The sequence below is a fragment of the Vibrio sp. 9-16B-A1 genome (genome assembly GCF_056726165.1).
The window spans coordinates 641,595-654,424 of record NZ_JBSDZD010000001.1; the positions used below are offsets into that span (position 1 = coordinate 641,595).

7 protein-coding genes are annotated in these 12,830 nt (G+C 45.2%); 1 reads left to right on the forward strand and 6 read right to left on the reverse strand.

Annotated elements, in window-relative coordinates; all coding sequences use genetic code 11:
• Positions 1-11: 11 nt before the first annotated feature.
• The 5 genes from ACVB80_RS02940 to mads1 form a co-directional block, all read right to left on the reverse strand.
• On the reverse strand, positions 12-692 hold the full coding sequence (locus ACVB80_RS02940) for a M48 family metallopeptidase (protein ID WP_481079760.1): 681 nt from the start codon (positions 690-692) through the stop codon (positions 12-14).
• Entirely contained in the window at positions 692-4,678 is a 3,987-nt protein-coding gene (locus ACVB80_RS02945; RefSeq protein WP_481079761.1) for a type I restriction endonuclease subunit R, read from the reverse strand. The genes ACVB80_RS02940 and ACVB80_RS02945 overlap by 1 nt, the downstream gene beginning before the upstream one ends.
• 62 nt (positions 4,679-4,740) lie before the next feature.
• A complete protein-coding gene (locus ACVB80_RS02950) occupies positions 4,741-6,006 on the reverse strand; it encodes a restriction endonuclease subunit S (protein WP_481079762.1) in 1,266 nt (421 codons plus the stop codon).
• Positions 5,999-8,668 carry a type I restriction-modification system subunit M gene (locus ACVB80_RS02955; RefSeq protein ID WP_481079763.1) on the reverse strand — a complete coding sequence of 890 codons (2,670 nt, stop codon included), beginning with the start codon at positions 8,666-8,668 and terminating at the stop codon, positions 5,999-6,001. Before ACVB80_RS02955 ends, ACVB80_RS02950 begins: the two co-directional genes overlap by 8 nt.
• Before the next feature lie 85 nt (positions 8,669-8,753).
• Positions 8,754-8,933, reverse strand: a complete 180-nt coding sequence (gene mads1, locus ACVB80_RS02960) for a methylation-associated defense system helix-turn-helix domain-containing protein MAD1 (protein WP_007464736.1) — start codon at positions 8,931-8,933, stop codon at positions 8,754-8,756.
• A 229-nt stretch (positions 8,934-9,162) separates the two neighbouring features.
• Here mads1 and ACVB80_RS02965 point away from each other — a divergent pair, with 229 nt between their 5' ends.
• Complete coding sequence (locus ACVB80_RS02965; RefSeq protein WP_481079764.1) at positions 9,163-10,323, forward strand: phospholipase D family protein; 1,161 nt, start codon at positions 9,163-9,165, stop codon at positions 10,321-10,323.
• A gap of 75 nt (positions 10,324-10,398) precedes the next feature.
• Here ACVB80_RS02965 and ACVB80_RS02970 read toward each other — a convergent pair whose 3' ends face one another.
• Positions 10,399-12,660 (reverse strand): ankyrin repeat domain-containing protein, encoded by a 2,262-nt coding sequence (locus tag ACVB80_RS02970; RefSeq protein WP_481079765.1) that lies wholly within the window; start codon positions 12,658-12,660, stop codon positions 10,399-10,401.
• Positions 12,661-12,830 lie beyond the last annotated feature (170 nt).

Sequence of the window (12,830 nt, forward strand, 5' to 3'; positions counted from 1 at the left end):
CCTCAAATCGATTAGAGAGCCATCCCCGCCCCATTATGCTTCAACCAGGAGACATGTTTTTGGTAGTCCGGCATAATTTTGTCGACTAAATTCCAAAAGGCAGCGTTGTGATTTCGCTCCACACGATGAGCCAACTCATGAACAACGATATAATCCAGCACAGCAAGCGGTGCCATTAGGCAACGCCAGTGAAAGTTCAAGTCGCCTTTCAGTGAGCATGAAGCCCAGTGATGCTGAAGCTCCATCACGCGAATAGCACGGTAGTCGACACCTAATTTGGGTGCGAAATGCTCTACTCGCCTACTGATCCGTGCTAACCCTTTGGTGCGATAGAAATGCTTGAATAGCTCGCTGCCATATTCTGCTTTATCACGGCGCATCAAGAAGTAACCGTTTTTCAGGATCAAGTCTTCTTTCTGCTCCTCCACCAACTTTAAGCGATAATTGCTGCCCAGGTAGGGGAACCCCTCACCGCTAACGAACTCTCGCTCGACCTTGGTACGATTGAGATCTTCCCACTCAGCCAAGTTGCGGTAAATCCAGCTCCGCTTTTCCTCAACTATGCTCTCTACTTTCTCAATATCGTAGCTTTCTGGAGCAAGCACAGTAACACTCCCATCCCGTTCGATAAGAATGCTGGTGGTCTTTCGATTGCTTTGTTTCAAGCTGTATTTGATATCTTTATATTGCATTAGCGGTGCTGATTCTTATCTTGCTTGGATGAAGTACGGTCATGCAGTTGTTTTAGTGCGTCATCAACTAAGTTCTTTTCTTCGGTATAAGAAACCCCATAGTTCGATTCATCAAGCCCGCGCTCTGCACGATTTCGTTCGATCAACGCAGGTAACTCATTTTTAACTCGCTTTCCTTTTGAAACGATATCTTTTATCGGTTGACGCCCCTTCAAAGCAGTCGTTTTAATGACATCGTAGATTAAATTGGTCATTAACCCCACGACAACAGTTATGAACAAACTTCCTTTTGCTGTCTCTTTTAAGGCAACTATAGGCTTATGTTCCAAATCAGGGAAAGTTAGCTCTGATTGAATTGATAGAATTATATCGGCAAGAGCTTCTCGAACATCTTCAGCATTAAGCAAAAACTGCTTCCTGACTTCATACGGCAACGATGAATGGAGTTCTGCCTCTTCAACATAGTTAATATCAGTTGCTACCTTGATCAGAGCTAGCTCGTAGAAGCTCTCATATTGCTCTAGTTCATGGGCGAGATACAAATCAACACCATCCAAGTCATATTTGAGCATGGAGAGAGCAGGTTGTTCGCTGATTTGTTCTTGCAACGCCTCAGGATCAATAGCACGAAGCTTTTCGATAATTTCATCGATTCGTTGATTGATGGCCTGATCGGATAGAATCAACAGCTCCCGTCTACGCGCCAATGCCACCACCTCAATAGTTAGCTGTTCACGCGCTTCTTTCAGTTGCGGTACTTTGCTGAGAATAAAGCGTTTTTTTATGCGCCCTCTCAGCTCTGAAACCAGGTCTTCACGCTCCCAGAAGTCCAAGCTACTAATATTCTCACCCAGCTCTTCCATAATGGCATCAACACAGGCTTTAACCTTGTCCCGTTCTTTAACAAGCTCGCCATCTGGGAATGCAATGCTGACAATCAAATCAAAGAATGGGTCGGAAATTTGAGCGTTAGGGCCACGTCCGGCGTCGATCTCATCTCGCAACGCACTAAGCTCCAGAATCATTTTTTCCCAGTTGCCAGAGTGCTTTTTGATTATCTCATCCAGCTTCTCACTCATTTTTTTGTGGAAGACTGGGTCATCATCCGCATTGACTTTGCAGTGCTTACGAATGGCGTGTTCCATCTCACTCGCTTGCGCTTGTAAATCCGGCTCTTTACCCATGTGCGTCATAAACGCATCACTGAACAGGTCAATCGGCCTAATTTTAGGGTTGATGCCCAGGCTGATCAGATGCTCGTTCACAAGGTGGCGAATTTTTGCGCCCACGCCCTGGAAGCTCATGCTGTCATCCTGGTAGCGCTGACGTGCTTTCGCTTGAATATGCACAAACTGATACATTGGCGTTTTGTAAGGGTTCGCCAAGGAGTTAGGCATAATGATGTCCATGCTTTGAAGAAACTTCTTCAAGAACACATTGAAACTGTCACGCTGGCGAGGGTCTTCTAAAACTGCAATCGCTTGAAGCTGAGCTTGATAGTGTTCATCGACATTGAGCTTCTGGTCCACAAACGCTTCAATGTTGTGAACCTTGAGCTCGGTAAACAGCTGAAGCAATCGGCGATAACGACTTTCCAAAACCGGCACTTCGCTATCAATGCTTTGCAAGCTTTCCAGAATATCGTCTTGGTCATCCTGCGAGTACATTGACAACGCATCTCTCAGGTGATGAGCCAGTCCGATATAATCGACGATATAACCTCGTTTTTTCTCCTTCGCAGTTCGGTTCACACGGGCAATGGTTTGCAGCAAGTTATGCTCTCGCAGTTTCTTATCGAGATACATCACTTGCTCAATTGGCGCATCGAAGCCCGTTAACAGCATGTCGCAGACGATCAAGAAAGCGACGCCAGTATTTGGCTTGCTGTGATCAAACTTCTTCTTGAAGCTCTCGACGGCTTTTATTTCTTTGGCCTGCTTTCTGGCATAGGTGAAAGACGCCGCTTCATTAGTGTCATCACTTGAAATCACTACCGCCGTCTTCAAAAACTCAAGGCGTTCAAGCCAGGCGTTATCAATGCATTGCTCTGGCTGTTTTTTGTATTGCTCGATTTCTTTCGCCAGTGCCTTTTCAATGTAGGTTTGGTAATGAATAGCTGCTTGCTTAGAAGAGCACACCACCTGGGCTTTGAAGCCTGCTGGTAAAATCTGCCGTAAGTAGTGTTTTACTAGGTCCTCAGCAATTTCCTCAATGCGCTTTTCTGCTTCAAGAATATCCCCTTCCGCACCGTATTTTTTACGAATCTCTCTTAGCTCTTCTTCCGTTCTGTCCGCAAAGAGATCTTCAAACTTGGTATCAAACCCCGCTTTATCGTAAATCGCACTGTCAGCAGTTTTACCTTCGTAGAGGATTTTTAACGTTGCACCATCATCGACGGCATCCTGAAGCTTATATTTGTCGATATAGGCTTTTTCTTGGCTGACGCCAAAGCGCTTCCAGGTTGGATAAGTGTGATGGTCAGCGATAAGCGGCGTTCCTGTGAATGCCACTCGGGTAGATTTGGGGAAAGCATCAAACAGATTGTCTGAAAGGCTTGGGCGGTCTTTGCCGCCTCGCTGGGTACGGTGCGCCTCATCCACCAAGATCAGGACTTTTTCACCGGCGTTGATCACGCCGAAAGGTCGATGCATGACGATTTCAGCATCAAAGTCAGCTTCCAGCTCTTCAATGCGCTCTACATCGCCCGCTTCTTTTGCTTCTGCAAGATGCTTAGATAGCAGCTTACGCACGGATTCCGGCAGGAAGCTGCTGTCTTGCTCGCGGAACTTATGCACCATCACCATGTTAGTGTTCGAGGTGTCGTTTGCCAGCTTCTCTTTTGCATCCTTGGTGCTCTTGATCTCAACGACCGTATCACCAATTAACGCTGCGGTATTGGTCAGTTGATCTTCAAGATCACTCCTGTCGTTGACCATCAGTACCTTGTAACTTTTCAGCTCTGGATGGCGACGAAGCTTACGCACCAAGAACACCATGGTCAGGCTTTTTCCGCTTCCCTGGGTGTGCCAAACCACACCGGAGCGTTGAATGCCCGTTTCGCCCTGCTCCATACGCTCAATGATTTTCTGCACCGCGCGAAATTGCTGGTAACGGCAAATCACTTTTACGCGAGGGCCATTGTCGGTATCCATAAACAGGGTGAAACAACGGGTGATATCAAGCAGCCGTTGTGGGTGAAGCATACCCTGAACGAGCTTTTCCTGGCTGCGATGGGTACCAATTTCCGGAGCAATATAGGGCTCAGTCTCGGGGTAGATGGTTTTCCAGTTGAAGTAATAATCTTCATTCGAGGTGATAGTGCCCACTTTACAATCATCACCGTAGGTGCTGATCATCAACTGGTTGGTAAAGAATAGAGCGGGTTCACCCTCACGCAGTTTACTGTGTTCAGGCTCGCGCAAGTCTGCATAGCGGCGCAATTGGTCAATGCCTGCTGCCATTGGGTTGCAACAATGCTGTGACTGCTCTTTACACTCAATCACCACCAACGGCAGGCCGTTGACGAACAATACAATGTCAGGGCGAACATGCTCTTTCCCCAGCCCAGGGGTATCAACGCGGAACTGGTTGATGGCGGTGAAGGTGTTGTTTTCCCAGTTATCAAAATCAATCAGCTGAACTACTGGGTCATCCTCATTTTCCAACTCGTTGCGGTCGATCTGCCACTTGTGCAAACGGCCAATAAACTCTTCATTGGCTGCCAACAATTTGTGAGTACCAAAGTCGGTGACATCATCGAGCAGGACATCTAGTTGGCTATCCGTCAACCAGAGCTTACCGTCATCAGTAGTATTGATGCGCTGGACTGCGGTTTTAAAAATGTCTTTTAAGATGACTTCACGAAAAGAGCTGCGAAAACTGGTGGTTGGGTCCGAAGGCACGCCTTGCCCTAAATCCGTCACATCCCAGCCCATGCTTTTAAGCTGGTTTAGCAGCGGCTTTTCAACCAATTGGTACTCTGACATTGTTTTATATCCTTATTGCAGGCAGCGAGGCGTTTGCCTGCTGCCATTGTTCTAATTTTTTGTTATGCGGGTACTGGGACTATGCCTGTTAAAAGGTCTTGCATTAGACCAGCCTTTTGAAGCTTCAGCTTATCCAATGAGGTCTGATTACCTTCAATATGATTATTTAAATTTTCATAACGTTCATAGATCGCATTTTGTTCTGCTGGCAGAGGAACTACTAGCTTCAGTTTCTTGAGCGTTTGAGACTGGATTGCATCCATAACCCCCCCTTGCGATTCACGCCTAAACCAACTTTCAGCCCAAGGCGAATGGTTCAATTGCCAACAAACTAGTTCAGGTAATATTTGCTCCTTATCAAACGTCATTGTCCATAAATGCTTAGACGATAAAGCCAGCCCTATGGATTCGGGAATAACGCACGATCTTCCGACAGTTCCCATTATCGTAATGACCACGTCTCTTTCTCGAACGGCATAACGAGATAATTCTCTAAACTTCCGCTCAGTAACAAAGCGCTTATAGCTAGCCTTGAATCGCTCAACAAAGATATTATCTATACCTAATAAGGGAATGCCTTCACTGACCAATTCTTCTTTCAACAGAGCACTACCGAATGGCCCACTTCGCATTGGAGTGGTCACATCATCCAGCAGGTTTTCTAACTCAATAACTTTCCACCCCTTCGGTAACATCCCCAAAGGCGTTTTATGATAAAGCTCTGGCGCTTCTTCAAACGTTGGGCGAAGTTCTTTGGTTTCCGGGTCGATACCTCGGCTAAACAAATCGGCCATCATGCCTTGTTTTATCGCGGTGTACTTGTCGATAAGGGCTTGAGTGGCCTCGATTTGGTTGTCGATGGTACGTAAAATAGTCGCGATGTTTCTTTGAACATTCTTATCTTTCGGATATATGATATCTAGTATCTTTCCTAGGTCTTTAGGGACATGGGGAACCCCCGTACCAGTTCGACGAGCTTGAATCCAATCAAATAAACTAACCAGCTTGTAATATAAATACGTTGAGTCGATTTCCTCTGTTGGTGTTAGTCGTGACACAGTAGAAGCGACAACGCCTTGTTGCATGTACCCAACCAGACCAGAACGCTCTCCATCCCAAAGCATCAACAGATCACTAGGTTCAGCAATGACCGCTCCAGCCATATCCGCGAAGCCATCATCCTTACCAGACAAACCTGACGCTCCTAAATAGCGGGCATAACCATTAAGAGCATTTTTTGACGTGTCTGTTTTCCTACCTTTTTGGAAACTAACCAAAGCTCCCAAGGTTTTTTTACACCATCCAGCTGGAAGCTTTGAATCACTCATAACCCAGCTCCTTCATAAAGCCAGCTAATTTGCTCGCTTCCTGCTCTCGCTTGGCAATGATGATTTTGGCGGTAACTAGGTATTTGCGGTGTAGATTCTCGATTGCAGCAATACGGTCAAGCAACAAGGCACGCACATAACTTTGGTATTGGCGATCCAATTCGGTTTTGAACCGGTCCAGAATCAACACTTTTGCCTCTTCGGCAGTAATTTCATTACGCGCAACTTCAAGCAGTTCATCACGAAGCTTTTCAGTTTCCTTTATTTCCGCTTTCAGCAGTCTCAATTCATCTTCCAGCGCTTTGTGTGCTGACAGCTTGGCTTCAATTACAGTTGCTTCAGCCGCCGCAACTGCACCTTTTCGCGCGTGCTCTTTGATCAGCTCAAGGTTATCTAACTGAACGCCAAGTTCATCCGCTAAAGCAAGAATCTCGCTATGGACTGCGAAGTTCGTTTCTTTGCCTGTCAGCCCTTTGGAAAAATCCCCTTGCTTAGTGCCTTTTGGAAGTTCTGCTCTGTTTTTTAACTGGGTAAAGGCATCTTTGATTTGGGCTTTCAGCACTGCCAAGCTCGATTTGATCGTCGCTTTGTGTTCTTTCAGGCCGTCTTTCAGCTGTTTGACATACTGAGATGGCAACGCAGGGTTTTCATCGGTCGGCTCGTAGTCCTCTTCATCTGCTGCATCCACAAAGGCTTGTAGTTCGCTGATACGCGCCTGTTTGGTCTCCAGCTCTTCGACCACATCGGCGCACTGGTTGGCAAACAGCACTTCGTCAGGAATAAGCTCAGCATTCCAGCCGCTTGCAGCAACAGATTTGAAATCTGCTTCCAACGTCTTAAACCAATCTGCCAATGCGCCACGCACCTTGTATTGGTTCAGCAGTTTGATCGGCATTAGGTGCTTTTCAATGGTATTCAGAGATTCACGGCGCAGTGCAAATACACCTTCATCGCCGAGCTTTTTGTCCCCCAGTGTTTCAAAGCCAGCAAAGTCTTGTTTCCAATCATCCAACGCGGCTTGAAAATCCGCATGTTTTTTCAGTACTGCTGGGAAGTTTTCAATATGTGGTTTAAGCGATGACAGCGCTTCAAATTCTTCAGAAAAGTCTTGGAACTCGTTGTTAGAACGCAGAACGAACAGGCTTTCTTTCAAGCCTGGGTAATCATTCCAAGTACTTTGCAGTGCATCAATTTCTTTGGTTGGAATACCGCCGTTTAAGTGCGCTTTAACATTTTGAGGTTCAGGTGCTGGGCTGTTATCGACATAGCGGCGAATATTGAGGTTGTAGTCTTCACGCGCCAGTTCATCTTTGTGTACCAGACGCGCATATTTTTCGACGCCTGGGTGCTCTTCGTCTTCCAGCATGGCTTTATAGACGCTGGTGATTTTCTCAATATCTTCTGGGCGCAGACTGTTTTGGTTTTTGCCTTCACGATATTCACGGTCAGCGTTAATAAACAGCACTGAATCACGGTTTTCACGTCCAGCTTTGTTTAGCACCAACACACTGGCTGGAATGCTCGTACCGTAGAACAAACCATGCGGCAGGCCAATCACGGCTTCAAGAATGCCGCGCTCAATAAAGTCTTGGCGGCAAATACGCTCTTCTGCGCCACGGAACAATACGCCATGAGGCATCACCACGGCAGCTTTACCGTTGGCTTTTAGCGAGGCCACCATGTGTTGCACAAACATCAAGTCCGCTTTCTTACCAGACTCTGGCATAAAGGTGTTGAAGCGTTCTTTGAGCTGCATATCCGCTTTCTTGTAGTTTTGTGAAAACGGCGGGTTGGCAATTACGCGATCGAAAGGACGCACTTCACCATCTTTGGTTCGATGCAGTGGTGTGGCTAGCGTGTCACCATTTTCGATGTCTGCGCCACCCGTTCCGTGCAAGATCATATTCATCTTACAGATAGACCAGGTGCCACCATTGTCTTCTTGGCCGAACAGGTGAATTTTCTTAACGTTACCGCCCGTTTCCTGCACATAGTTGCGGCTTTGGATCAGCATACCACCAGAGCCACAGGTGGGATCGTAAATCTCCATACCTTCGGCAGGTTCAAGAATTTCCACCAGCAAGCGCACCACTTCCGCAGGGGTGTAGAACTCACCGCCTTTTTTACCTGCACTGTCGGCGAAGTATTTGATCAGGTATTCGTAGGCGGCCCCCAAGAGGTCGGGGAATTCGAAATCGTCATTAGAGAGAGGGATGCTGTCAAAGTGCTGAATAAACTCAACCAGACGCTCATCGGGGATAGGCTTTTTACCCACCTTACGGTTGAAGTTAATGTGCTTGAGTACGCCTTCCAAGCCTTTCTTGGTATTGCTCTCTTCCAATGCTTCCAGTGCTTTGTTGAGCCCAGAGCCGACGCTGGTTTTCAAGTGTTTGAGGTTTTCCCAACGCGCTTTTTCAGGCACGAAGAAATCAAACTGTTCTTCGTCTTCCAGCAGAAGTTCGATCTCTTCATCGTCATGTCCCTCTTCCTTTAGCTCGCTGATTTTCGCTTGATAGTCCTTATGGAATTGATCTGACATGCGTTTAAGGAACAGGATGCCGAAAATGTATTCTTTGTATTCAGAGGCATCCATTTTTCCCCGCAGGATGTCACAAGCTTTGAATAGCTTGCTGGACAGTTTATTAAGCGTCAGTTTTTGCATAGTTTTCTCAATGATTGCGTTCAGCCAGTGCGGAACCGTTAAATTCAATGGTGGGTTAAAGATAGAGGGCTTGGTTGCCAATAGGCTATTCAGCCACACCTTTTTGCTTCTCTATCCAGGCTTCGAGATCTTCACGTTTGAAGCGCCAAGAGCCACCCACTTTAAAGCCAGGTAACTTGCCTTCACTGGCAAGCCGGTAGGCCGTTTTTTCAGCAAGCTTTAAATACGCTGCCACCTCTTTCAAGGTTAAAATTTGATCATTCATTTCAGCGTGTTAGCTCTAACCGATTTTGTTGATAAGTTTGATGGTGAGAGAATATGGGAAAATTGGGGAATGGGCAACCTCATAGATCGCATTACAAAATTGAATACAAACACATAACCAACTCACTAAGAAACAGCAATAATTGGCTTTTTTTTCAAACACCTATTTAAATGCACACATACTTGATAGCATAATTCCCCTTTAGATTAGACACTTATGAGTTTCCAGAATGATTATTACGAACGGCTTAGTAGATGAACAGACATTTGCCAAACAGCTAACAGGCCATGGAGAAAGCTGCAGTGAAGCCTGCTTTGTCACAGCCTTTTTCACTCAAGAGCAACAGATAAAAATCATGAGCTTAGCGGGAAAATCCGTTCGACTAACTGTTTCGCTTAGACCACCTACAAGCCCTAGAGCGCTTCGTGAAGTGATGTTGCTTTCGAATGTGGAAGTCCGCTTCTTAGGCCGTGAGCTTCATTCAAAGATCTATGGGTTTGTGAAGGGGGATAGAGATTCATTATTCGGTGGTGAATACAACGTCGCTATTGGCTCATCCAATATGACCAACGGTGGACTATACAATAACATTGAAACCAACGTTCTCTTGACAGGAACTCAAGCAGAACAAGCCTACATACAAGCCGAAGCAATTTTTGATCGTGCTAACCAACTGACTTCTAATGTCCTCGATAGATATGAAGAAGAGTTTGCCGCATATGAGAAACCAGTGTTCAATGATATTGTCTCTTCACCAGCTGAGTTAGATGCTGGCTATGAACGTATTCATAACGCTATCAAGTATGTGTCTAATCTCTGCACTAAGGAAATCTCTCACCACTACCCAGATGTCCCGGTTTCATTTGTTGTCGATCACTTTTGGCATTTCATCGTCGAGGAAAAGAAAAATGAAAAAGATGCGCTACAATTGCAAACGCAGAATGGTCCAAATGAACATTTAACAAAGACACTATTCAGTGAGTTCATCCAGTGGGACCAATCTGGAGAGCAATACTGCCGACAAATGCTGGCTCGTTCGGAAGACCTTAAAAAACTCCTATCAAAATCAGGCCCTCTTAAAGAAGAAGAGCTCAGAGGTATCTTTCTCACATTCCATGCTTCTCGTTATGTGGATAAACGCTATACTGGCAAAGCAGATGATTTCATCAAACGAAACACACCAAAGAAAATAATAAGTTCACTCAAATACTTAGCAGATGAGTCCAAACCGATTATTGAACGAATTACTGCACTCCAGAAAGAACCGTTACATCTATTTGGATTTGGAGAGTCCTCAATCAAGGAGTTTAATGGTTGGTACTACCCAGATAAGTATCCGATTTGGAACAAAAAGTCAGATCAGGCACTAAATATCCTAGGGTTCAGATAACCCCTCCTCTTATGGGAACTTGGCAACAATTAATTAATCTACCCAGGTTCCCCCTAGAAGCTCAGCTCCCCCCCCTTAGGCAGAAAACCGCTCAAACCACATTTGAGATACTTTCTTTGAACGCCAATTTCTTAAAAGTTGGTCAAGGTCAACTCGCTGACGAGTAAGTGAATCCATACAAGTATCACCAAAATTAATCTGGTGATGCTTTGAGTCTATCATTGCTTCCACCAGCTCAGCCTCATCCAGCTCAATGGCTAACATCAATGGTGTATACCCAAGCATAGCCGTATCATGTTTGGCATTAGGATCGGCACCCTGTTCAATTAAGAGCTTTGCTATTTGTCGAAAACCATCAGCAGTAGTGTATTTAGCTATATTGTTTCTCTCTAGCTCCTTCATCACCTCATGCGCACCTCGGAAAATTGGATTGCTTTCTTGCCCCGCCATTACTGCCTTTAAATGCTCTAAATCATGAGGTAACAGCCCTGCTGAGTGAGCTCGAACAGATTGCAAGTTCATATCAGAATACTTCATCATATCCCAATGCATTGCATTGAAATGAGGCCGAGTGTGGTGTGCTATCAGCCCTATAGCGGTGAACAGTGGTGTCTCACCAATAATGTCATGTCTCCTATCCACTGAAGCCCCCATTTCAAGCAATTTCCTGACAACATCTAATCGCCCGGTCTGAACGGCGCATCCTAATGGAGACAACTTTTTCTTGTCAGTCAAGGTATCCAATACACTTCGCTTATGTGGTTTCTGACTCAATAGATTGAATGATTCATCGCTCATCGAGTTCAACGGCACAACGTTAACTTGCATAGATCTAACAGCTAGCAGAATTGCAGATTCATTGCTTGATGAAAGTTGGTTTACATCTGCACCTGCATCTAAAAGTGTCGAAATGGCATCTATATCATCCTGCACCGAGAAATAAACCAATTGGGGCATTTTCTTTACCAGCCCACCTTCTATACCTACGGAAAAGACTTTATTTGTTTTTTTAGAATCTAGCTGATAGCTAGCTTCATCCACCATCCAAACACCATTATTGTCATGTAGATCTTCAGGATAAGGCGCATCAGGGAAGAACGACTCTCTGGTAAAGAACGCGCTGAAGTATTGGCTGAACGCAGCGATTTCCCAGCCTTCAATCTCCTGTGGTTTAGCTTTGAACTCATCACTACAATGCTCCGGTGGCATCAGATCGATCTTCATCACCACAGCCATTCGCCTCAGTCGGTTAATAAGCCTTTTGTTTGGTTTGGGACAGCGGCATGCCGCTACTATCGCCTCGACGATTATTTTCTCTGCATTCTCACCTTGCCTATAGATAACCTGTTCAAATGCCAGCCTATACTCATCAACTGCTGCTGATAACTCTCCCGAATGCAAGAGATAACGAGCGTTCATCCAGTGATAGTAGTATGTCGCTTCATTATCAGTATCAAGCTTCTCTTGCTGCTGCTTAAGTTGATTCAGTAACTCTAAACACCGTACCTGACAGTTAGCTGGTTTAGGCCCTCTCAAGCGTAATAATTCAAACAACCCCAATGCTAACGGCGTCGTCGATTCATACTTACTCTTTCCTTGGTGTAACAGCTTGAACAATTGCTTCGTTAACAGCTCAAGGCATTGCTCAAGTGAGTTATGCCTGAGCATAGCCATATCGGTATATCCACTGCGATAAAAGAAGTAATCCCAAAATCGCGCAGTAATTAACCTCGCCTTGAATGTCCCCCAACTATTCCCTCGTTGCCATTGCTCACCAAGAGAAGCAATGCTTGTTAAGTCAGGCAATTCCGCTCCTGGCCCCAAAGACCACGTTCGCAAGCGTTCTTTCTGAGAGTCAGTACTGTTAATAAGAAATTGTTGCCACTCTGTTGATCCATCAAGTTTTTCTAAAACAAGAGACATCAACGTTCTGTCACTCCAAGCAATATCTCTGTGAGTAAGCCGCATACCATTTAGAGAACTAGAACAAATCTTAGCGACAGCGAAAGTCATAAAATATCGGTCAATAAACTGTCGCGACAGTTCAGCTTTCACGCCATCTAAAGGCACTACCTGTATCAAATTTAGATAAACTTCGATTATGCTTTCAAACTGCGCTAAGACATGATCCGCAAAGTAGATATTCACATACTTGGTCAGCGGTTCATGGATCAACTCTCGTTTTAACGATTCCAGGTGGTATGGGTTTATTTCTGTACTCTTACATGCGTCATCAATTTTTTTACCTGCTAGAGGTTTTGTACCTAAGCCTTTGGCAAACTCTCGAAGCAGATACTGCACGGAGTAATATGGTGTAGTTATTTTTTTATTGGTCATGCTGAACGTTGAATATCTTTACTGAAGTTTCGGAAAGCTCTTTTGTCACTTGGAGTGCCTGGTACTGTAAACCTCTTGCCTGTAGGTGAACAAATAGAACCGTGTTTTTTGCGACGCTGAAATTGCCAATTACATTTTATCAATCGGCATACCAGTTTCTGTATATCCTT

Coding starts and splice junctions, on each gene's coding strand:
- ACVB80_RS02945 (WP_481079761.1), bottom strand. CDS start 4,678: ATGTCAGAGTACCAATTGGTTGAAAAGCCGCTGCTAAACCAGCTTAAA.
- ACVB80_RS02940 (WP_481079760.1), bottom strand. CDS start 692: ATGCAATATAAAGATATCAAATACAGCTTGAAACAAAGCAATCGAAAG.
- ACVB80_RS02965 (WP_481079764.1), top strand. CDS start 9,163: ATGATTATTACGAACGGCTTAGTAGATGAACAGACATTTGCCAAACAG.
- ACVB80_RS02970 (WP_481079765.1), bottom strand. CDS start 12,660: ATGACCAATAAAAAAATAACTACACCATATTACTCCGTGCAGTATCTG.
- mads1 (WP_007464736.1), bottom strand. CDS start 8,933: ATGAATGATCAAATTTTAACCTTGAAAGAGGTGGCAGCGTATTTAAAG.
- ACVB80_RS02955 (WP_481079763.1), bottom strand. CDS start 8,668: ATGCAAAAACTGACGCTTAATAAACTGTCCAGCAAGCTATTCAAAGCT.
- ACVB80_RS02950 (WP_481079762.1), bottom strand. CDS start 6,006: ATGAGTGATTCAAAGCTTCCAGCTGGATGGTGTAAAAAAACCTTGGGA.